Source organism: Mycoplana sp. MJR14 (assembly GCF_029210525.1).
Lineage (GTDB): Bacteria > Pseudomonadota > Alphaproteobacteria > Rhizobiales > Rhizobiaceae > Mycoplana.
In genome coordinates this window covers 301,596-321,376 of the sequence record NZ_JARGEO010000004.1, presented here as the reverse complement: position 1 = coordinate 321,376, position 19,781 = coordinate 301,596, and the positions used below count along the sequence as shown (strand labels likewise).

General features: G+C 65.0%; 20 protein-coding genes and 1 tRNA gene. 12 read left to right on the top strand and 9 right to left on the bottom strand.

The genetic code is table 11. From position 1 onward, the window contains the following. Positions 1 to 4 precede the first annotated feature (4 nt). The 3 genes from P0086_RS12075 to P0086_RS12065 all read left to right on the top strand — a co-directional run bounded on the left by P0086_RS12075 (position 5) and on the right by P0086_RS12065 (position 2,609). The gene (locus P0086_RS12075; protein WP_275785719.1) at positions 5 to 454 is read left to right on the top strand and encodes a GNAT family N-acetyltransferase; all 450 of its coding nucleotides are present in this window, start codon (positions 5 to 7) and stop codon (positions 452 to 454) included. A 125-nt stretch (positions 455 to 579) separates the two neighbouring features. Continuing rightward, entirely contained in the window at positions 580 to 1,596 is a 1,017-nt protein-coding gene (locus P0086_RS12070; protein ID WP_275785716.1) for an aldose epimerase family protein, read from the top strand. A 122-nt stretch (positions 1,597 to 1,718) separates the two neighbouring features. After that, positions 1,719 to 2,609 carry an NAD(P)-dependent oxidoreductase gene (locus P0086_RS12065; RefSeq protein ID WP_112613923.1) on the top strand — a complete coding sequence of 297 codons (891 nt, stop codon included), beginning with the start codon at positions 1,719 to 1,721 and terminating at the stop codon, positions 2,607 to 2,609. A gap of 53 nt (positions 2,610 to 2,662) precedes the next feature. On the opposite strand, the gene P0086_RS12060 is transcribed toward P0086_RS12065, so the two are convergent. The 6 genes from P0086_RS12060 to P0086_RS12035 all read right to left on the bottom strand — a co-directional run bounded on the left by P0086_RS12060 (position 2,663) and on the right by P0086_RS12035 (position 8,904). Further along, positions 2,663 to 3,544 (bottom strand): dihydrodipicolinate synthase family protein, encoded by an 882-nt coding sequence (locus P0086_RS12060; RefSeq protein WP_275785713.1) that lies wholly within the window; start codon positions 3,542 to 3,544, stop codon positions 2,663 to 2,665. Positions 3,545 to 3,572: 28 nt separating this feature from the next. After that, positions 3,573 to 5,189, bottom strand: a complete 1,617-nt coding sequence (locus tag P0086_RS12055; protein ID WP_275785710.1) for an ABC transporter ATP-binding protein — start codon at positions 5,187 to 5,189, stop codon at positions 3,573 to 3,575. Further along, the gene (locus P0086_RS12050; RefSeq protein ID WP_275785707.1) at positions 5,182 to 6,105 is read right to left on the bottom strand and encodes an ABC transporter permease; all 924 of its coding nucleotides are present in this window, start codon (positions 6,103 to 6,105) and stop codon (positions 5,182 to 5,184) included. The genes P0086_RS12055 and P0086_RS12050 overlap by 8 nt, the downstream gene beginning before the upstream one ends. A gap of 11 nt (positions 6,106 to 6,116) precedes the next feature. Further along, the gene (locus P0086_RS12045; RefSeq protein WP_112605810.1) at positions 6,117 to 7,031 is read right to left on the bottom strand and encodes an ABC transporter permease; all 915 of its coding nucleotides are present in this window, start codon (positions 7,029 to 7,031) and stop codon (positions 6,117 to 6,119) included. An 87-nt stretch (positions 7,032 to 7,118) separates the two neighbouring features. Next, positions 7,119 to 8,618 (bottom strand): ABC transporter substrate-binding protein, encoded by a 1,500-nt coding sequence (locus tag P0086_RS12040; RefSeq protein ID WP_112595581.1) that lies wholly within the window; start codon positions 8,616 to 8,618, stop codon positions 7,119 to 7,121. A gap of 28 nt (positions 8,619 to 8,646) precedes the next feature. Beyond that, the gene (locus P0086_RS12035; protein ID WP_275785703.1) at positions 8,647 to 8,904 is read right to left on the bottom strand and encodes a hypothetical protein; all 258 of its coding nucleotides are present in this window, start codon (positions 8,902 to 8,904) and stop codon (positions 8,647 to 8,649) included. 271 nt (positions 8,905 to 9,175) lie between these two features. Here P0086_RS12035 and P0086_RS12030 point away from each other — a divergent pair, with 271 nt between their 5' ends. The 3 genes from P0086_RS12030 to P0086_RS12020 are packed head-to-tail and all read left to right on the top strand — an operon-like array spanning position 9,176 to position 12,448. Continuing rightward, entirely contained in the window at positions 9,176 to 10,372 is a 1,197-nt protein-coding gene (locus tag P0086_RS12030; RefSeq protein WP_275785701.1) for an exo-alpha-sialidase, read from the top strand. Next, positions 10,369 to 11,325, top strand: coding sequence for a 4-hydroxythreonine-4-phosphate dehydrogenase PdxA (gene pdxA / locus P0086_RS12025; RefSeq protein WP_112595586.1), 957 nt, complete (start codon positions 10,369 to 10,371; stop codon positions 11,323 to 11,325). Before P0086_RS12030 ends, pdxA begins: the two co-directional genes overlap by 4 nt. A gap of 4 nt (positions 11,326 to 11,329) precedes the next feature. Further along, positions 11,330 to 12,448, top strand: coding sequence for an iron-containing alcohol dehydrogenase (locus tag P0086_RS12020; protein ID WP_112595588.1), 1,119 nt, complete (start codon positions 11,330 to 11,332; stop codon positions 12,446 to 12,448). A gap of 108 nt (positions 12,449 to 12,556) precedes the next feature. On the opposite strand, the gene P0086_RS12015 is transcribed toward P0086_RS12020, so the two are convergent. Both P0086_RS12015 and P0086_RS12010 read right to left on the bottom strand, forming a co-directional pair. Beyond that, positions 12,557 to 13,258, bottom strand: coding sequence for a FadR/GntR family transcriptional regulator (locus P0086_RS12015; protein ID WP_112613937.1), 702 nt, complete (start codon positions 13,256 to 13,258; stop codon positions 12,557 to 12,559). A 3-nt stretch (positions 13,259 to 13,261) separates the two neighbouring features. Beyond that, positions 13,262 to 14,290 carry a four-carbon acid sugar kinase family protein gene (locus P0086_RS12010; RefSeq protein ID WP_275785695.1) on the bottom strand — a complete coding sequence of 343 codons (1,029 nt, stop codon included), beginning with the start codon at positions 14,288 to 14,290 and terminating at the stop codon, positions 13,262 to 13,264. A gap of 275 nt (positions 14,291 to 14,565) precedes the next feature. On the opposite strand from P0086_RS12010, the gene P0086_RS12005 reads away from it, so the two are divergent. Together P0086_RS12005 and P0086_RS12000 are read left to right on the top strand one after the other, a co-directional pair. Then, entirely contained in the window at positions 14,566 to 14,955 is a 390-nt protein-coding gene (locus P0086_RS12005; RefSeq protein WP_275785693.1) for a helix-turn-helix transcriptional regulator, read from the top strand. A gap of 122 nt (positions 14,956 to 15,077) precedes the next feature. Further along, complete coding sequence (locus tag P0086_RS12000; protein WP_275785691.1) at positions 15,078 to 16,271, top strand: hypothetical protein; 1,194 nt, start codon at positions 15,078 to 15,080, stop codon at positions 16,269 to 16,271. Positions 16,272 to 16,895: 624 nt separating this feature from the next. Here the strand turns inward: P0086_RS12000 and P0086_RS11995 are convergent. Beyond that, positions 16,896 to 16,970: transfer RNA gene (locus tag P0086_RS11995), tRNA-Gly, on the bottom strand. Between the two features lie 273 nt (positions 16,971 to 17,243). Here P0086_RS11995 and P0086_RS11990 point away from each other — a divergent pair. The 4 genes from P0086_RS11990 to P0086_RS11975 all read left to right on the top strand — a co-directional run bounded on the left by P0086_RS11990 (position 17,244) and on the right by P0086_RS11975 (position 19,769). After that, complete coding sequence (locus P0086_RS11990) at positions 17,244 to 17,765, top strand: prolyl-tRNA synthetase associated domain-containing protein (protein ID WP_148150177.1); 522 nt, start codon at positions 17,244 to 17,246, stop codon at positions 17,763 to 17,765. 58 nt (positions 17,766 to 17,823) lie between these two features. Next, positions 17,824 to 18,777, top strand: coding sequence for a thioredoxin (gene trxA / locus P0086_RS11985; protein WP_275785686.1), 954 nt, complete (start codon positions 17,824 to 17,826; stop codon positions 18,775 to 18,777). A gap of 114 nt (positions 18,778 to 18,891) precedes the next feature. Then, positions 18,892 to 19,572, top strand: coding sequence for an LON peptidase substrate-binding domain-containing protein (locus P0086_RS11980; protein ID WP_112595600.1), 681 nt, complete (start codon positions 18,892 to 18,894; stop codon positions 19,570 to 19,572). Positions 19,573 to 19,580: 8 nt separating this feature from the next. Next, a complete protein-coding gene (locus tag P0086_RS11975; RefSeq protein WP_112595602.1) occupies positions 19,581 to 19,769 on the top strand; it encodes a Trm112 family protein in 189 nt (62 codons plus the stop codon). The last annotated feature ends 12 nt before the right edge of the window (positions 19,770 to 19,781 follow it).

The following is a 19,781-nucleotide window of genomic DNA, read 5'->3' as shown; positions in this document are numbered from 1 at the left end:
AGCCATGGGTGGACTGACGATCAGACCCCTCTCTCCCTCGGACGAGGCCGACTGGCGGCGCCTCTGGACCGCCTATCTCGCCTTCTACGAAACCGTCCTGCCTGAGGCGATCTTCACCACGACCTTCGCCCGGCTGACCGGCGGCGGGGCGAACGAATTTGCGGGCCTGCTCGCCGTCGTCGACGGCAGGCCCGTGGGTCTCGCCCACTACCTGTTCCATCGCAGCTGCTGGACGGTCGGCAACGTCTGCTACCTGCAGGACCTCTATGCCGACCCGGCGGTCCGCGGCACCGGCATCGGCCGCGCCCTGATCGAGGCGGTCTATGCCAGGGCTGCCGAGGCCGGTGCGGCGGAGGTCTACTGGATGACGCAGGAGTTCAACGCCACCGCCCGCCGGCTCTACGACAGGATCGCCGACAAGACGCCCTTCATCGTCTACCAGAAGGGCCTCTAAGGGTTCGTCCGTCCCATCGTCGCCACGGCGGGGGCGGCGAAGAATATGTATGATTTTTCCGTTGCCCCCCGGCCGGTTTTGCCGCAGTTTGCGGCGCGGATTCGAGAATGCCGGGAGGGACATCGGTGAACGCGCGCAATGAACTGTTCGGCCGGCTCGAAACGGGCGAGCCGGTCCAGCTGGTCGTCCTCACCGGCGGCGGGCTGACGGCGAGGATCATCACCTGGGGCGCCGTCATCCAGGATCTGCGCCTGGACGGGCACGCGCCGCCGCTGGTTCTCGGCCTCGAAAGCCTTGCCGACTACCTCGCCCATTCGCCCTATTTCGGCGCCACCCCCGGCCGCAACGCCAATCGCATCGGCAACGGGCGCTTTGCCATCGACGGCGCGTCCTTCCAGCTCGAACTGAACGAGCGCGGCGTGACCCATCTCCATGGCGGCAGCGACGGCCTCGGCCGGCGCAACTGGCAGATCGTGGACCAGTCGGACAGCCACGTGACCTTGCGGATCGTCGACCCGGCCGGCCGTGCCGGCTACCCGGGCAATTGCACCGTCACCTGCACCTACCGCCTCCACGCCCCGGCAACGCTGTCGGTCACCTACGAGGCCACGACGGACGCCCCGACGATCGCCAATCTCTGCCAGCACAGCTACTTCAACCTCGACGGCGAAAGCGACGCGCTGGGACACGAGATCAGCATTGCCGCCGAGCACTACCTGCCGGTGGACGAGCGCCTGATCCCGCTCGGCGAGATCAGGCCGGTGGCGGGGACGCCGTTCGACCTGCGCACGCTGACGCCGCTGCGCCGCCAGACCGAAGCCGGCGGCGTCGCCTTCGACCACAATTTCTGCCTGGCGAAGGAACGACGCGCCAAGACGCCGGTGGCGCTTGCCCGCAGCAACCGTTCCGGCGTCGCGCTCGAGGTGCACACAACCGAGCCCGGCGTGCAGCTCTACACCGGTTCCATGATCAACGTCGCCGTGCCGGGCCTGGAGGGGCGCCGCTACGGCCCGTTCGCCGGCTTCTGCCTCGAAACGCAGGTCTGGCCCGACGCGGTCAACCACCAGGGCTTTCCGCAGGCGGTCCTGCGGCCGGGCGAGACGCTGCGCCAGGAAACCGACTACATCTTCACGAAGGGCTGACCGCCGGCCGCACGCCCCGTCTGCAGGAGTGTGAGACGGGGAAACAAGCCTGGCGGCGGTATCCTCATGTCGCCGCGACAGCCGGCGCAGCAACACGCAATCTGGAAGGGAGGCCAATTGTCATGACGAAGCAAACGGTGGGATTTATCGGGCTCGGCTACATGGGCCAGGGCATGGCCGCCAACATCCTGGCCAAGGGCTATCCGCTGGTGTGCATGGCGCACCGCAACCGGGCGCCGCTCGAAGCCCTTGTCGCCAAGGGCGCGCGCGAGGCGAAGACGCCGCGCGAGATGGCGGCAGAGTGCGACGTGATCGTGCTCTGCGTGACCGGCTCGCCCGAAGTGCTCGCCATCGTCGAGGGGCCGGACGGCATCGCTTCCGCCGGCCGGAAGCTCTCGATCGTCGACTGCTCCACCTCCGAACCGTCGATCACCACGGCACTAGCCGGGCGGCTGGCGCAGAAGGGCATCACGCTGGTCGACGCGCCCCTGGGACGGACGCCGGCCGACGCTGCCGCCGGCACGCTGGACGTGATGGTCGGGGGCGCCGAGGCCGACGTCGCGCAGGTCCGCCCCATCCTCGACTGCTTTGCCGGCCGGGTCATCCACACCGGCCCGACAGGAACCGGCCACACGATGAAGCTTCTCAACAACTTCCTCTCGATGGGCTATGCGGCACTCTACTCCGAGGCGCTGATGCTGGGGCGCAAAGCCGGACTGGCGCCGGCGACCTTCGACAGCGTGATCCGCGGCGGACGGATGGACTGCGGCTTCTACCAGACCTTCTTCCGCTGGGTGCTGGAACGGGACCCGAACGCCCACAAGTTCGCCATCCGCAACGGCTTCAAGGACATGAGCTACCTCGCCGCCTTCGCCAACGCGGCGGGTGCCGCCAACCCGATGGGTGCTGCCGTCCGCAACACCTTCGCCGAGGCCGTCGGCGCCGGCCGCGGCGAGGACTTCGTTCCGATGCTGTCGGACTTCGTCGCCGCGGCAAACGGCTTGAAGGACTGAGGCCTCAGCCCCCTCAGGCCGGCCCCGACGACCCGGCCTCGGTCAGGAGTTAGCTAGAGAAGCGCGTAGCGGCGCAGGATCTCTGCGATCCGGCCGTCCTGTTCCGGATTGGGCAGCAATGCCGGTTGCCTGCTGGCGCCGACGGAGGCGTCCTGGAGATAGAGCGCGCGCTTGACCATGGCGGGCGCAAATCCCAGCGCGTAGAGATCCGTGCGGAAAGCGGCAAAGGTCGCCTGCTGCCGCTCCGCTTCGGCGACATCGCCGGCGTTGTACGCCTTCAGGATTCCGGCGAGCACATGCGGCATGGCGTTTCCGAGCCCGGAAATGCACCCCGCCGCGCCGTTCTGCAGCGACCAGAGCACCAGGTGGTCCGGCCCCGAATAGACCTCGAACCCGGCGACGTCCTTTGCCACGGCGAGATAGGCTTCCAGCGTCTCCTTCGCCCCGCCCGAATCCTTGATGCCGGCGATATTGCCGTGGCCGGCAAGCAGGCGGGCGGTTTCGGGCTCGATATGGTTCTGGGTGCGGGCCGGGATGTCGTAGAGATAGACCGGCGTCTGCACCGCATCGGCGACGGTGGAGAAATGGCGCACGAGCCCGTCCTGCGTGCAGGCGATGAAGAAGGGCGTGATGACGGCGATGCCGTCGACGCCGATGCTGTCGAATTCCCGCGCCAGCTTCACCGTCTCGAAGGTCGCCGGCATGCCGGCGTTGACGATCACCCGTACACGCCCCCCGACCTCGTCGACCACCTCCTGCGTCAGCCGGACCTTCTCCTCGAAGGTCAGCGCGGTGAAGTCGCCGTTGGTGCCGGCGCACATGATGTTGTTGCCGGCCTCGACCTGGCGACGCACCTGGGCGCGCGTCGCCGCGTAGTTGATGGTTTCATCCTCGTTGAAACAGGTCACGAGGGCGACGAAGGCTTGTTTCGACATGGATCTTTCCTTTGAGTGTGGCGGCCCTTCAGGCGCGTTTAAGACGGGCGGCGCGATGGGCGGCCTGAACGTCCGGGTCGGGATCGAGGCCGGCTGCGAGCAGGGCGCGGGTGTAGCCCTCGCGCGGCGCCTCGAAAACGTCGCGCACCGTGCCGAACTCGACGACCTTGCCCCTCTGCATGACCATGACATGGTCGGCGAAATCGCGCACGACGGGCAGGTCGTGGGCGATGAAGATGAAGGCGATGCCCATTTCCCGGCGCAGCCTGTCGAGCAGCGCGATCACCTGCGCCTGCACCGAGACGTCGAGCGCCGATACCGCCTCGTCGCAGATGATCAGCTGCGGTTCGAGCGCGAGCGCCCGGGCGATCGCGATGCGCTGGCGCTGACCGCCCGAGAACTGGTGCGGATAGCGCCCCATGTGCTCCGGGCCGAGGCCGACCTGCACCAGGAGCTCGGCCACGCGATCGCGCCATTTCGCCCTGGGCAGGATATCGGGATGGATCAGCCAGGCCTCGGAAATGAGCTGGTAGACGGTCATGCGCGGGTTGAGCGACTGGGTCGGGTCCTGGAACACCATCTGCAGGTCGCGGCGCAGCTTGTAGAGTTCGGCCGGCGACAGCGTGAAGAGATCTCGCCCCTTCCACTGCGCGCTGCCGGCGTCGGGCTCGTCGAGGCGGAGCAGCACGCGGGCGAGCGTCGACTTGCCGGAACCGCTTTCGCCGACCACGGCCATCGTCTCGCCGGGCATCAGGTCGAAGGATACGCCCTTCAGCGCCTCGAAGGCGCCGTATCGCTTGCGCACGTCCCGCACCGAAAGCACCGGCTCGGCGCGGGCGGCAGGCTCGTGCATCGCGCCCTTGCCCGGGGCGGCTGCGATCAGCTTCTGGGTATAGGGGTGCTGCGGGTTGCGGTAGACCTCGCGGACCGTGCCGGCCTCGACCAGCACGCCCTTCTCCATCACCACCACGCGGTCGGCGATCTCGGCGACCACGCCGAGGTCATGGGTGATGATGAGCACGGCCATGCCGGTCTCCTGCTGCAGTTCCTCGAGCAGGGCCAGCACTTCGGCCTGCACGGTGACGTCGAGCGCCGTCGTCGGCTCGTCGGCGATCAGGAGGTCCGGGCGCAGCGCCAGCGCCATGGCGATCATGACGCGCTGGCGCTGGCCGCCGGAGAATTCGTGCGGGTACTTGTCGAGCGAGCGTTCGGGCTCGGGAATGCCGACGCGGGTGAGGAGGCGGAGGGCCTCCGCCTGCGCCGTCGCGGCCGCCGTGCCATGGGTGGTCAGCGCCTCGCGGATCTGCCAGCCGACCGTATAGACCGGGTTCAGGTGACTGAGCGGGTCCTGGAAGATCATGGCGATGCGGCGCCCGTTCACGGCGCGCCGCTCGTGCGCCGGCATCTTGAGCAGGTCCACGCCGTCGAGCAGGATCTCGCCGGAGCTGATGCGGCCGGGCGGCATGTCGATCAGGTTCATGATCGCCGAGGACGACACCGACTTGCCGGATCCGCTCTCCCCCAGGATCGCCAGCGTCTCGCCGCGGTCGAGATGGTAGGAGATGTCGCGCACCGCCTTCACCACGCCCGCCGCCGTGTGGAATTCGACCGAGAGGTTGCGGACTTCGAGAAGATGCTCAGCCATTCTTGCGGCCCTTCATTTCGAGACGCCAGCGCTGCACCGGATCCAGCGCGATGCGCAGCCAGTTCGACAGGAGGTTCAGCGACAGGGTGGTGAGGATGATCGCAAGGCCCGGCCAGAACGACAGCCACCAGGCATTGGTGAGATACTGCCGGCCCTGCGAGATCATCAGGCCCCAGGTGATTTCCGGCGGCTGGATGCCGATGCCGAGGAAGGACAGCGCGCTTTCGGCGAGCATCACATAGGCGAAATCGAGCGTCGCCAGCGTCGTCAGCGTCGGCAGCACGACGGGCAGCATGTGGCGGAAGAGAATGCGTCGGCTGGACGCGCCCATGACGCGCGCCGCCTGCACGAACATGCGCTCGCGGATCTCCAGCACCTCCGCCCGCGTGGTGCGCAGGTAGACCGGAATGCGGGTGATCGCGAGCACCAGCACGAGGTTGAGGATGGAGGAACCGAGGATGTAGAGCACGATCACGGCGATCAGCAGCGACGGAAAGGACATGATGACGTCGGCGAGGCGCATGATCACCTGGTTGACGCGCGGCGAGGAGAAGCCGGCGACGAGGCCGAGCAGGGTGCCGACGACCGCCGAGAGCGCGACGGCGCCGGCGGCCACCAGCAGCGTGTTCTGGCTGGCGACGACGATGCGGGCGAGCAGCGGACGGCCGAGGGCATCCGCCCCCATCCACCAGACCCAGCCGCGTTCCCAGTCGAACGGGGCGGCATTGCGGCCGCGCAGGTTCTGCTTGGTGGCGAGGTCGCCCAGCCAGCTCGGCCCGACGATTGCAAGGACCAGGATCACGAGAAGGAAGATCGCCGCGCACAGCGCGAACTTGTCGGCCAGAAGCATGCGCAACATGCGCCTGGCGAAATGAGGTTCTTCGACGAGGACGGCATCGGTCGTCTGTTGGGTCATGGCCATGCTCCTCAGTGGCGAATCCGCGGATCGAGCAGCGCATAGGCAAGGTCGATCAGCAGGTTCATGAGGAAGATCGCGAGCGCCGTGACGAGGATCGCCGCGAGCACCACGTTGAAGTCGCGCTGCAGGATGGAATCGATCATCAGCTTGCCGACGCCGGGAAAGCCGAAAATCGTCTCGACGATCACCGCGCCGTTGAGAAGGCTCGCCGCCTGGTCGCCGATGACGGTGATGACCGGCAGCATGGCGTTGCGCAGCGCGTGCACGAAGATGATCGGCCCCGACCGGACGCCCTTGGCGCGCGCCGTCTTGACGTAGGCCGACGACAACGCGCCGATCATCGAGCCCCGCACCACCTGCACGATGATCCCGAACGGGCGGATGAAGAGCACGCAGATCGGCAGGATCCAGTGGAGCAGCGATCCGGTGCCCGAGGTGGGCAGCCAGCCGAGGTTCACCGAAAAGACGACGATGGCGACGATCGCGATCCAGAAGTCGGGCACCGAGGCGCCCAACAGCGAGATGATGGAAGACAGGCGGTCGAAGAAGCCGCCGGCGCGGAAGGCGGCAAGCGAGCCGACGACGATGGCGGCCCCCGTGACGAGCGTCATGGTGATGATCGCAAGCCACAGCGTCCAGACGAAGGCTTCGAGCACGACATCGAGCGCCGGGCGGGCCTTGCGCAGGGACTCGCCGAGATCGCCTGTGAGGACGTCGCCCACGTAGCGGCCGAATTGCACGAGGAGCGGATCGTTCAGGCCATGCAGTTCGCGAAACTGGTCCTTCATCTCGGCCGAAGCCTCGACCGGAAGGAACAGCGCAGCCGGATCCCCCGTCAGCCGCGACAGGAAGAAGACCATCACGATCAGCCCGACGAGAGAGATCAGGCTGGCCACTGCGCGTTTTCGAATGAAGCTAAGCATGGCATCCCCGGAAAACCGGGCGGCGGGCTTCTCCCGCCGCCTTGATTGCTGTTGTGGCTGGCAAACGCTGCGCGCGCCAGCGCGAGCTTACTTGATCTTGATTTCCGAGAGCTGCAACGTCCCGTTCGTCGCCATCGTCGGCTTGAAATCGAGGCGCTCGGAGACGCGCGAGAAGCCGACCATGTGGAACAGCAGCACGTCGGCGACGACGTCGTCATGGAGATAGGCGATCAGTTCGGACCACAGCTTGGCGCGCTCATCGCCGACGGCGGCCGAAGCGCGCTTGATCAGGTCGTCGACCTTCGGATCGGAGAAGCCCGACTGCGTGCCGTCCGTCGCATACTTGAAGAACATCGAGAACGACGGATCGCCCTTGGAATTGTCATGCATGGCGGCGACGATCTGCGGGCCGCGACCTTCCTTGAAGGGCTTGGAGTAGTACTGCTCGTGCTCGGCGACCTCGACGAATTTCAGGTCGATCGTGAACCCGACTTCCTGCAGCTGCGCCTGGATGGCCTCCATGATCTCGGTGACGTTCGGGAAGTTTGCCGAACGGGCGATGATGGTGATCGGCGTATCGACCTTCACGCCATCGGCCTTGGCCTCCTCGAGCAGCTTCTTGGCGCCTTCCGGATCATAGGGGAAGACCTTGACGTCGGGGTTCCAGCCGAGCGTCGGCGGCGGCACGATGGCGGTGGCGAGCAGCGCGCTTTCCGGGACGAGCGTGCCGAGGAAGGCCTCGCGGTCGATCGCGATGTTGAGAGCGCGGCGGACGCGGACGTCGTTCAGCGGCGCGATGTTGTGGTCGATGCGGAGGTAGACGGTCTCGCTGTCGAGATAGGAGAAGTCCGTATTGAGGTTGGTGGCGTCGAGCTGCGAGATCGACGGCGAGAGATCCACCTCGCCGGCCTGCACCATCGCCGCGCGGACCGACGGATCGGCACGGAAGAGATAGGTCGCCTCCGTCACCTCCGGCTTGTCGCCCCAGTAGTCGTCGCGGGCGGAAAGCACGATCTGCTGGCCGGGGGTCCAGTTGGTCAGCTTGTAGGGGCCGGTGCCCACCGGTTCACGCACGAACTCGAGCGGCGTTTCCTCCGGAACGATGGTGACGAGCGACAGCAGCAACGGAAGGATCGGCTGCACCGGATCGGCCTTGAAGTCGATCGTGTAGTCGTCGACGACGGTCGGCGTGACGGTCATGCCGCCAAAGTAGCGGCGCGACTCGCAGGCGTTCTTGTCGCTCATGATGCGGTCGAAGCTGTGCTTGACGTCCTTGGCGTCGAAGGTCGTGCCGTCGGAGAACTTGACCCCCTGGCGCAGCGTGAAGCGCCAGCTGCCGTCGGCATTCTGCTCCCATTTTTCGGCGAGCCGCGGCATCACGCCCTTGTCGCCGCGCACATCGAGTTCCGTCAGCGTTTCGCTGACGTTCTGCATGATGATGCGGCCGATGTTCGATCGGGTCGCCATGCAAGGCTCGAGCAGGTCCGCCTCCTCGGCCAGCACGATCTTGATCGGCCCCGAGCCGGCGAAGGCTGGCGACAGGGCGGAGCCCAGCATGAGGGCGCCCAGGACAAGCATTTTCTTCACGACATTTTCCTCCCTAGTGAAATAGCGTTCAGGCTGATATTGCTTTTCCGGATCGCGCGGCCGGCAATGCCGCGCAACGGCTTGTGGCCGCCGGACCGCAAGGACCCGGCAAATTCAGGGCCGCGCCCGCAAGCGCGACCACGATGGCAAGATCCATCTCCGCGCCCGACAGACCGGCGATCGCAAGCGCGCCGAGAAGGCCGACCGCCACGATGCCGACCGTCGCCGGGACCATGGCCTCGGCCGGCACGCGGACCGCAGAGACGAGCCGGGCAATCGCAGCCATCGTTGACGTCTGGGGGGGCGCCGGCTTGCGGCATGGATGGATCCTCCTGCCCGGCATTCCTCTCTGCCGGCTCAGCCTGACCATCCTCCTTTCCCTCAAGTTTGTCAAATTATTTCGGAATGTAATTCCTATTCGGCGACGATGCAAAAAATATATGCATTAAATTCAATAATTTAAGTGCCTCAAATTCAGCGTTCGTCGCCATTCATAACATTCTTAAACTTGACAACTTTGTAATTTTGGCGATCTTCAACGGCAGCAGGAGGAGAGAATGGACCCCAACGAAGTCGCCCGCCACATGGATGGCCTGCTTCAGGACGCGTCGCCCGGACGCACCGAAGCGCTGTTGCCCTCGCCCATGATCCAGAACCATGCCGCCTTCCTTCATCTTCTGGCCGACGGTGCGCTCGCCTGCGCCTGGTTCGGCGGCACGCTGGAAGGCAAGTCGGACATCTCGATCTTCGCATCCGTGCTGGAAAAAGGCGCTTCCGCCTGGGGCCTGCCGCAGCGGCTCAGCTTCGATTCCGCGCATTCGGAGCAGAACCCGGTTCTGTTCACCGCGCCGGACGGCCGGCTCTGGCTCTTCCACACCGCGCAGCCGTCCGGCAACCAGGACCAATGCCGGATCCGCATGGCCGAAGTCCGGCGCGATCCGGCGGATCCGCTGGCGCTGACGGCCGAAGAGGGACGCTATCTGGATCTGCCGCTCGGCTGCTTCGTGCGTGCGCCGCTCGTGGTGCGCGCCGACGGGGCGTGGCTTCTGCCGATCTTCCGCTGCGTCCAGCGCCCCGGCCAGAAATGGAACGGCAGCCACGACACCGCCGCCGTCGGCATTTCCCTGGACGAGGGCAGGACCTGGCGGCTGGAGGATCTCGCCCGGTCATTGGGCTGCGTGCACATGTCGCCGGTCGCGCTGGAGGACGGACGCCTTGCCGCCTTCTTCCGCCGGCGCCAGGCGGACTTCGTCTACCGGACGGAAAGCCGCGACGGCGGCCGGTCCTGGTCGACCCCAGAAGCAACCGATGTCCCGAACAACAATTCCTCGATCGCCGCGATCCGTCTCAGCGACGGTCGCGTCGCGATGATCTGCAATCCCGTGAACGCGGACCGGTCGGCCGACCGCCGCGCCTCGCTCTATGACGAGCTCGGCGAGGACGACGGGCGCCCCGATGCGGACCCCGCCGGCGGCTGCGTTCCCGTCTGGGGCGTGCCGCGCGCGCCGGTGGCGCTCTGCCTGTCGGAGGATGGCGGCAACACCTTCCCCGTCCGGCTGCTGGTCGAGGACGGGCCGGGTACCTGCCTGTCCAACGATTCGACCGACGGCCGGAACAAGGAAATGTCCTATCCCTGGCTGCTGGCGGAAGCCGACGGCACGCTGCACCTCGCCTACACCTATCACCGCCGAGCCATCAAATATGTCCGCCTGGCACCCGGCTGGGAGCGGGCCGACACCTGGAGACCATCATGAGCAATATCATCGGCATCACCATGGGCGACCCGTGCGGCGTCGGCCCGGAGATCTCCGTCAAGGCGCTTGCCGGCATGACGCCGGAAGACCGCGCGACGATCCGCATCTACGGCAATCTCGCCACGCTCGAGGCGGCGCGCGAAGCCCTCGGCATCGAGATCGACCTTGCGCCCCATGTCGTGGACCTGCCGATCGAGGGCGCGCCGCTCGCCTTCGGCCAGCTCAGCCCCGTCGCCGGCGACGCCGCCTTCCGCTTCATCGAGAAGGCGGTGCGCGATGCCGAAGCCGGCACCATCGGCTGCATCGTCACCGCACCGATCAACAAGGAGGCGCTGAACCTCGCCGGCCATCACTATGACGGCCATACCGGCATGCTGCGCAGCCTCACCGGCTCCAGGGCCGCCTATATGCTGCTCGCCTCCGATCGCCTCAAGGTGATCCACGTCTCGACCCACGTGTCCCTGCAGGAGGCGATCCGCCGCTCGACGACGGAGCGGGTCCTCGCCACCATCCGGGCCGGGAACGCCCACCTGAAGCGCATCGGCTACGCCGCGCCGAAGATCGCCGTGGCCGGCATCAATCCGCATTGCGGCGAAAACGGCCTCTTCGGCACCGAGGACGACGACCAGATCGCGCCCGCGGTCGAGGCGGCCCGCGCCGAGGGCATCGACGCCTACGGCCCGATCTCCGCCGATACGGTCTTCTACCGCGCCTATTCGGGCGCCTTCGACCTCGTCGTCGCCCAGTATCACGACCAGGGGCACATCCCCGTCAAGCTGGTCGCCTTCGACACCGCCGTCAACGTCTCCGTGGATCTGCCGATCGACCGCACCTCCGTCGATCACGGCACGGCCTTCGACATCGCCGGCAAGGGTATCGCCGATCACGGCAACATGAATTCCGCCATCGCCTACGCCCGCAAGCTGGTGTCGGGCGCCGCCAAGCGAGGATGACGCCATGACCATCGCCCCCATCACGCTCCACCAGCCCCGCCGGCTGGCCGTCGGCGCCGGCACGATCGGCGAGGTCGGCGCCTGGGCGGCAGACGCCGCCTCCGTGCTCGTCATCGCCACCCCCGTCACGGCCGGCTTCGTCGATCGCCTGAAGCTGTCCGGCCGCGTCAGCGTCTTCGACGCCATTCCCGGCGAACCCGACACCGCGACACTGGAGGCCGCGCTCGAGATCGCGCGCCGGTGCCGGCCCGATCTCGTCGTCGGCCTCGGCGGCGGCTCGGTCCTCGACGTCGCCAAGCTCGTCGCCGTCCTCTGGGACAGCGAACAGACGCTCGCAGATGTTGCCGGCCCGAACCGGGTGGCAGGGCGCCGCACGCGCCTCGCCCAGGTCGCCACCACCGCCGGCACCGGCTCCGAGGCCGGCATTCGCTCGCTCGTCATCGATCCCGGCAAGGGCAACAAGATCGCGGTCGAAAGCCCGCACATGATCGCCGACTTCGCCGTGCTCGATCCGGAGCTGACCTATTCCGTGCCGCCGGCCGTCACCGCGGCCACGGGCGTCGACGCCATGGCGCATTGCGTCGAGGCCTTCACCAACCGCCGTGCGCACCCGATGATCGACGGCTTTGCCCGCATGGGATTCCGGCTCGTCGGAACGTATCTCGCCCGCGCCGTGCGCGACGGCGCCGACACGGAAGCCCGCGAGGGGATGATGCTCGCCTCCTACTATGGCGGCATCTGCCTCGGCCCGGTCAACACCGCCGCGGGACACGCGATTGCCTACCCGCTCGGCACCCGGCTTCGCCTCCCGCATGGCTTGGCAAACGCGATCATCTTCCCGCACGTGCTCGCCTTCAACCAGAAGGTCGCGGCTGAAAAGACGGCGGAGGTGGCCGAAGCCCTCGGCCTCGGCGAGAACCTCGCCCCCCAGGACCTGCTTGCCAAAGCCCATGGCTTCTGCCGCGACCTCGGCATCGAAATGGCGCTCGCCGCCCATGGCGCAACCCCGGACGACCTGCCCGTCTATGCCGGCGAGGCCCACGCCAATCGCCGCCTGATGGACAACAATCCCATCGACATGAGCGTCGAGGACGTGCTGGGCATCTACCGGGCGGCCTTCTAGGACAATCCGCACTGCCGTCCAAAACGGTTTGGCGCCCGGACCGTGGAAACGATCCGGGCGCCACCGCACTGCGACATCAAGGCCCCGGTTCGGCCGGGGCCTTGCGCACTATTTCGTGGCCTGGAACAGCCGTTCGCGCGACCCGGTGAGATGGTCGTGCATGAGTTGCCGCGCCTTCGCCGCGTCGCGCGCGGCAATCGCTTCGGCAATCGCCTCGTGCTCGCCGAACACCCGGCTGAGCCCGGTGCTCTCGCGCTTCACCGAGGCGCCGTGGAACCGCATGCCGACGGCGATGTGATCCTTCAGCGCTTCCATGGCCGTGAAGAAATAGCTGTTCTGCGCAGCGCGGGCGATCGCCAGATGGAACTGGAAGTCGGCATCCTCGCGGTGCGATTGGCGGTTGGTGGCGTCCCGCATCAGCTCCAGCGCCTGGCGGATGGCGGCCAGCGTCACCGCGTCGTGGCGCTCCGCCGCCGCCGCCGCCGCAGCCGGCTCGACCGTCAGGCGGAATTCGTAGCAGTTGAGAAGGTCGGCGACGTTTTCGAGCTGCCCGAAGCCGAGCGGCTCGCGCATGCCGACGGCGCGAACGAAACTGCCGGCACCGCGCCGCGAATAGATGAATCCCTGCTCGCGCAGTCGCCGCAGGGCCTCGCGGATGATCGGCCGCGACACCTCGAACTCGATTGCCAGGTCATGCTCGGTCGGCAGCCGCTCGTCCGGCTTGTAGGCGCCGGACTTGATGGCCCGGTGCATGCGTTCGAAGACGAGATCGCCAAGGCTCCTGCGCGCTGTTCCGTTCTCCAGTCCCATTTCCTATCCTGTCCTGCCGCGCAGCCGGCCCGCGATCTGCCTCAATGTGTCCGGCTGCCCAAATCCTCCCGACTTGGCGATAATGCAATGCCCGTCGGCATGCGCCAAGCCCAGTCCGGGCAGGCATTCGCCGAGCAGCCGAAACCGGATGATCCCCATTTTCCGCAGCACCGCCTCCGCCGTGGCGCCGCCGGAAAGCAGAAGCGTCGATGCCGCGCCGGCAAGATCGAGGCAGACGCTGTCGGCAAGCGCCTGCGACACCTCTTCGGCCGTGGCGGCCACAGCACCCGGGACCGCCTGGACCAGCGTCAGCCCGCAGCGGTCGGCCGGGACATCGGCAAGACGGCCGTTCGGCGCCGGCAGGTAGCGGACGTCGCCGTCGCGGCGCAGCGCCTCGATCTGCGCAAGGGTGATCGGATCGCGCGAACCGACCACGAAGAGCGCGGGCCCAGCCGGAATGTCGGCCACCAGCGCCGGCGCCTCTCCGCTCATCTGTTCGGCGAGCGCCTCCGCCAACCCCCGCGCGCCAACCAGCAGGTCGACCCCCGACGCGTCGGCCCGCTCGAGCCAGAGGCGCATCTCGCCCTGGCTGGCGATGTCCGGGATCGTCGCGCGCGCCGCATGCGGCCCGAGCTTCTCGGCAACGGAAATGGGTTCGTCCACGCCGAAGCCCTGTACGCACCCCTCCCTCACGATCCGCCCGAAGTCGGCAATCGCCGGCGCCACCAGCGACGACCGATAGGACATGGCATCGAGCTCGGCCGCGATATGCCCCTTGAGGCGCGAATCGACCTTCTTGAAGAGACGGGTTCCGGCCGGAAGCGCGTGAAGTGCCGCCCTCACCTCACGCTGCGCCGCAGATGGCGCCAATTCGCGCGTGCCGAGGTTGATCGCAAGGACATCCGGCGCCGCTCCGGCTGCCGCACCGACGGCCGCGGCCGCCAGGGCCACCTCCACGTGCAGGCCCCGCGCGGCGAAAGGCGCTGCACTGTCCAGCGCGCCCGTGAGATCGTCGGCGAGAATGGCCAGCATCAAGATCTCCAGAGATTGTTGTTATCTTTATAACGCGACTTTATATTGAAATGTCAACGATATTTGAGGAATCATTACAAATTTTGAGACCACCACGAACGCATGGCGGGCCGCCGGCAGTGGAAAGATTTACGTGCCGATAGGTGCCGTTTTGGTAGCGCGCGCCGGGAATGGCGCCGCTGCCCTCTATCGTGCCAGACGATGACGGTCAGGCGCGGAAGCGGCATGCACCAGGATATCGAACAGTTCTGGGTCAACGTGGCGGTGACGCGCGGATGCTGCAAGCAGGCCAGCTTGCCGCCGTCCACTCCGCCATCCGATGGCGCTCGGAGGTGCAGTCGCTTGCAACCACTTTTGAAACAAATCTGCGCCATCAGCGAAAGGCGAAGCATCTCACGCAGGATCAACTCGCTGCGATGGTAGACCTGTCCTCTGAGATGATCAGCAAGATCGAACGAGGAATCGCAGCTCCTTCCTTCACAACTGTCGAGAAGCTATCCGAGGTGCTTAATGTGCCCGGGGCCGTATTCTTCGGCGTCGGCTTGGTGGTGACGAGCGATAACGCTCGGACGCGCCAGCTTGCGAAGATTCAAACACAGTTATCGCGGATGAACGAGGATCAACTAGTCCGCGCCAGCAAGCTACTGGCGGCACTCATAGATTGACAGCACCAAGAAGTAACAACAGCATACAATTAGGCTGGGCTCGATTCTGCCTATTGCCCGAGGGAACTTCCGTAGCCTCGGTTCAAGTATGTTAGGCACGTTGCTGCAGGGGGGGGCTGTGCATGGCACATGTACGTAAATCAGCAAAGTCAACTACCGAGATTGATACCACAGGGGAAAAAATCAAAGAGGTAAACGAGCGGGTTAAGCAGGAAGTCGCTCGAAGGAAGCGTATTGTGCGCAATTTTCCAGCATCGCCTTTTGAGGAGCCGGTCGATTTCGCAAGACAAATATTTGAATTTGGAAGCGGCGAACCTGTCAGGCGCCTTTCATTTTTTGACCATATCAGCAAAGCACCTGAAAGTGGTTCAAGTCGCCAGCTTATCGTTAACGCAGGTCGCTATGGACTGCTCAAAGGAGGCTACCAATCAGATATTATCGAACTGACTTCGGATGGCGTACGCGCAGTCGATCCTCAGATTCCGGTACGCGATCAAGCCCGCGCGAGAATCAAGCTCGCCATTGAGGACATCGAGGTCTTCGCCAAACTCCATGAAAGATTTGTAGGAAAAGCGTTACCCGCTAGGGCAGCACTCATAGACGCCGCTATGGAGTTTGGTTCATCTAGGGATGCTGCCGAGGAGGCGATTGATACATTTATTGTTAACTTGCGATTTGTCGGCTTGCTAATCACGCTGTCTGGGGCGGAGCGGATTGTTTCGAAGGATCACGCGCTTGATCAGCTTCCCGCCTCCGGTCCTTCGGTGCGCCCCCAGTCAGTCATTGGACAACAAAGTGCTATCGTCACGGCTGAGCACGCCCATTTCGAATCAACATGTTTTTACATTACTCCAATTGGATTGCCAGATAGCGAACAGCGAAAGCATTCTGACTTGTTTCTCGGCTCATTTATTGAGCCTGCACTGCAATCATTCGGTCTATCCGTAGTGCGAGCTGACGGAATCGATAAGCCCGGCGTCATTACAAAGCAAATAATAGAATACATTGTGAAATCACGTTTGGTTATCGTTGATCTATCCTATCATAATCCAAATGTATTTTACGAACTAGCAATACGACACATGATGAGACTCCCTATAGTTCAAATAATTCGGAAGTCTGATCCAATTCCGTTCGACATAAATCAGATGAGAACAATAGTAATCGACACCACTGATATATTTACACTTGTCCCTAAGATCGCTACATACCAAACGGAAATTTCCTCCCAGATACGCAGAGCACTCGACAACGCTGATGCGGTAGAAACGCCGATATCTACCTATTTTCCTGGTCTGCGCGCAGTGACAGGTTAGGCGCCAACCTGAGTTGTAAGTTACGGTCCTAACTGGAAAATGCGACACCCTCCAATTCCCCAGCTTACGGAGTGAGGGCAGGGCGGCGTAGTCGCGAAGCGTCAATGCGGCGGTTGCAAAACTGGACCAGTATTCCTATCTATCTCCAATGATTTCAAGGTTCGGCGTTAGTGACCTTGGGTTTCACCATCGGAGATGTTGGGGCGTGTCTATTCGCTTTCTGGCTCTGCATAGACTGGGTTTTCAACCTTGACTGGCTGACGGAGGCTTACATGAAGGCAATGCTCAAAACTGGTATGAATGCTCTCGCGGTTCTGTGGGGCCTGGGTAGCGAGCAGACACGCCATCAACAAGAAGCGGGAACGAGCCCATAAGTCCAAGCCGGGAGACCGCAGGGCGGTTCGATTCCGTCCCCCCACGCCAATTCGAAGCCAGCGTATCGCCCGATACTAGAGGAAGTTTGCGTACGCCTTAACAAGGCCGCGCTTCATGTCTCATCGGTTACGCAATTCTGTAACCCCGGGTAACCGCGACCTTCCAACGACCCTTGGCGGCTGGCGATTTCAACCGCGCCAGAAAACACAAAAGCCCCGGCGAACCGAGGCTTCGAAGGGCTTGAAAGAATGGAGCGGGTGAGGCGATTCGAACGCCCGACCCCAACCTTGGCAAGGTTGTGCTCTACCCCTGAGCTACACCCGCTCATCGTCGACGGCCTGGGGTAGTCGGTGGCCGAAGGTCGCTGCGTTGCGGCGACGGGCGCTATATGGCCCAAGCGATTTTCAAATGCAACAGGGAAATGACGCCATGTTCGAGAAATTTTCAGACCGATGGTGCCGGCCCCGGCAAGCGCCCGGGCCGCGGCCCGCCATTGCCGTTGCCTGGCGACCGGGAAGGCATTATGGAACGCGGCAGCGGCATATCAGGGCGGCCGGACCGGGCGGGCCGTAACGACAGCGACGATTGAGGACCGACATGGACATGACCTCCGACAGGCAGCAGCCGAAGACCGACGGCGATCTTTTCGCTTTCCTCGACAGCCTCGGCATCGCCCATACGACGAAGACCCATGCGCCGGTCTTCACCGTCGCCGAATCGGTGGCGCTGCGCGACGAAATCCCCGGCGGGCACACGAAGAACCTGTTCCTGAAGGACAAGAAGGACAACTACTTCCTCCTCACGGTGGAGGAGAACGCCACCGTCGACCTCAAGACCGTTCATTCGGTCATCGGCGCGGCGAGCCGCGTCTCGTTCGGCAAGCCCGAGAAGCTGATGGAGTATCTCGGCGTCGTTCCCGGTTCGGTCACCGCCTTCGGCGTGATCAACGACACCGGCCTCAAGGTGAAGCTGATCCTGGACGCGGACCTGATGCACTGCGACGTCATCAACGCCCATCCGCTGCGGAACGACGCCACCACGTCGATCGCCGCAGCCGATCTGCTGCGCTTCATCGCGGCGACCGGCCACGAACCGCTTGTCTTGAAAGTGACCTCCTGACATACGATCTTCAGGCGGCATTGAACGAAGTCGGGCGACGGTCCGCAGGAGCAGGAAGATGAGTGACAATCCCTATGCGACGTCGTTTGGCGGCCAGATGAGCGGCGCAGTCAACTATGGCGCCGCGCCTGCGGCCGATCTCGTCAAGGATACGACGACGGCGACCTTCGCCCAGGACGTCATCGAGGCCTCGCGCCAGCAGCCGGTCCTCGTCGACTTCTGGGCGCCCTGGTGCGGCCCCTGCAAGCAGCTGACCCCGATCATCGAGAAGGTGGTCAAGGAGGCCGGCGGCCGGGTGAAGCTCGTCAAGATGAACATCGACGACCACCCCTCCATCGCCGGCCAGCTCGGCATCCAGTCGATTCCCGCCGTCATCGCCTTCGTCGGCGGCCGGCCGGCGGACGGCTTCATGGGGGCGCTGCCGGAGAGCCAGGTCCGCGCCTTCATCGACAAGATCGCCGGCCCTGCGGATGCCGACCAGAAGGCCGAGATCGAGGCGATCCTCGACGAGGCGAAGACCCTGCTTTCCCAGCACGACATCGGCGGGGCCGCCGATCTCTTCGGCGCGATCCTGCAGGCCGATCCGGAGAATGCCGCAGCCTTCGCCGGCATGGCCCAGTGCATGATCGCGGCCGGCCAACTGGACAATACCCGCCAGATCCTGGCCTCGGCGCCCGAAGCGGTCGCCAAGGATCCAGCCGTCGCCGCCGTGCAGAAGCAGCTGGAACAGATCGAGGAGGCCCGCAAGCTCGGCGACCCGCAGGCGCTCGAACAGGCGTTGGCGGCAGACCCGGACGACCACGCGGCGCGGCTGAAGCTCGCCAAGATCCGCAATGTCGAGGGCAATCGCGAGGCGGCGGCCGACCATCTGCTTTCGATCATGAAGCGCGACCGGAGCTTCGAGGACGACGTCGCAAGGCGCGAACTGCTGCAGTTCTTCGAGGTCTGGGGACCGAAGGACCCGGCCACGATCGCCGCCAGGCGGAAGCTGTCGTCGATCCTGTTTTCCTGACGGTTGCCCGCCGCGCATCTTGAGAAATCCGCTCCGGACCCCATTTCAAGGGTCTTGACGCTGCCTGCCGCCTTCAGCGGCGGGCTATGCCGAATGCGACGGGAAGGCGATGCAATGCATGTCGGGAATGCGCGCTATCTGAAGCCGGAAGACCTGCCGGGGACGATTCCGGTCTTTCCGCTGACGGGCGCCCTGCTTCTGCCGGGCGGACAGTTGCCCCTCAACATCTTCGAGCCGCGATATCTGTCGATGTTCGACGACGTTCTCGCCGGCAGCCGGCTGATCGGCATGGTTCAGCCGGTGTTCGGCGATCACATCGTCTCGGACCCTGCCGCGGAGGCGCCCGCGCTCTGCCAGGTCGGCTGCCTCGGCCGCGTCACCTCCTTCGCCGAGACCGGCGATGGCCGATACATCACCTCGCTCACCGGCGTCTGCCGCTATCGCCTCATCAGCGAGGTCCGCACCGGCAAGGCCTACCGCTCGTTCAAGATCGCGCCCTTCATCAGCGACCTCTCCGGCACCGACGACGAGCGCGGGGTCGATCGGGAGGCCCTTCTGTCGGCCTTCCGCGCCTATCTCGACGCCAACAAGCTGGAGGCCGACTGGGAAAGCGTCGAGCGGGCCAGCAACACCACCCTCGTCAACTCCATGTCGATGATGTCGCCCTACGGACCGGCGGAAAAGCAGGCCCTCCTCGAGGCCCCGGACCTGAAGACGCGTGCCGAAACGCTGATCGCGATCACCGAGATCGTGCTGGCGCGCAATTTCGGCGACGTCGACACGCGCCTGCAATAGGTCCGCCGATGGAAAACAAGACCAACAGCGTCGATACCAAGCTCCTGGAACTTCTCGTCTGCCCGCTGACGAAGGGCCGGCTGACCTGGAATGCGGAAACCGGCGAGCTCGTCTCCGAGCGGGCGAAGCTCGCCTACCCGGTCCGCGACGGCATTCCGATCATGCTCGTCTCCGAAGCGCGCGAACTGAAGGACTGAGAAACGCCCGTT

What these genes read in the sequence shown, in the direction of transcription:
- P0086_RS12075 (WP_275785719.1), top strand. Translation starts at nt 5, where the DNA reads ATGGGTGGACTGACGATCAGACCCCTCTCTCCCTCGGACGAGGCCGAC.
- P0086_RS12065 (WP_112613923.1), top strand. Translation starts at nt 1,719, where the DNA reads ATGACGAAGCAAACGGTGGGATTTATCGGGCTCGGCTACATGGGCCAG.
- P0086_RS12060 (WP_275785713.1), bottom strand. Translation starts at nt 3,544, where the DNA reads ATGTCGAAACAAGCCTTCGTCGCCCTCGTGACCTGTTTCAACGAGGAT.
- P0086_RS12055 (WP_275785710.1), bottom strand. Translation starts at nt 5,189, where the DNA reads ATGGCTGAGCATCTTCTCGAAGTCCGCAACCTCTCGGTCGAATTCCAC.
- P0086_RS12050 (WP_275785707.1), bottom strand. Translation starts at nt 6,105, where the DNA reads ATGACCCAACAGACGACCGATGCCGTCCTCGTCGAAGAACCTCATTTC.
- P0086_RS12045 (WP_112605810.1), bottom strand. Translation starts at nt 7,031, where the DNA reads ATGCTTAGCTTCATTCGAAAACGCGCAGTGGCCAGCCTGATCTCTCTC.
- P0086_RS12035 (WP_275785703.1), bottom strand. Translation starts at nt 8,904, where the DNA reads ATGGCTGCGATTGCCCGGCTCGTCTCTGCGGTCCGCGTGCCGGCCGAG.
- P0086_RS12030 (WP_275785701.1), top strand. Translation starts at nt 9,176, where the DNA reads ATGGACCCCAACGAAGTCGCCCGCCACATGGATGGCCTGCTTCAGGAC.
- pdxA (WP_112595586.1), top strand. Translation starts at nt 10,369, where the DNA reads ATGAGCAATATCATCGGCATCACCATGGGCGACCCGTGCGGCGTCGGC.
- P0086_RS12020 (WP_112595588.1), top strand. Translation starts at nt 11,330, where the DNA reads ATGACCATCGCCCCCATCACGCTCCACCAGCCCCGCCGGCTGGCCGTC.
- P0086_RS12015 (WP_112613937.1), bottom strand. Translation starts at nt 13,258, where the DNA reads ATGGGACTGGAGAACGGAACAGCGCGCAGGAGCCTTGGCGATCTCGTC.
- P0086_RS12010 (WP_275785695.1), bottom strand. Translation starts at nt 14,290, where the DNA reads ATGCTGGCCATTCTCGCCGACGATCTCACGGGCGCGCTGGACAGTGCA.
- P0086_RS12005 (WP_275785693.1), top strand. Translation starts at nt 14,566, where the DNA reads ATGCTGCAAGCAGGCCAGCTTGCCGCCGTCCACTCCGCCATCCGATGG.
- P0086_RS12000 (WP_275785691.1), top strand. Translation starts at nt 15,078, where the DNA reads ATGGCACATGTACGTAAATCAGCAAAGTCAACTACCGAGATTGATACC.
- P0086_RS11990 (WP_148150177.1), top strand. Translation starts at nt 17,244, where the DNA reads ATGGACATGACCTCCGACAGGCAGCAGCCGAAGACCGACGGCGATCTT.
- trxA (WP_275785686.1), top strand. Translation starts at nt 17,824, where the DNA reads ATGAGTGACAATCCCTATGCGACGTCGTTTGGCGGCCAGATGAGCGGC.
- P0086_RS11980 (WP_112595600.1), top strand. Translation starts at nt 18,892, where the DNA reads ATGCATGTCGGGAATGCGCGCTATCTGAAGCCGGAAGACCTGCCGGGG.
- P0086_RS11975 (WP_112595602.1), top strand. Translation starts at nt 19,581, where the DNA reads ATGGAAAACAAGACCAACAGCGTCGATACCAAGCTCCTGGAACTTCTC.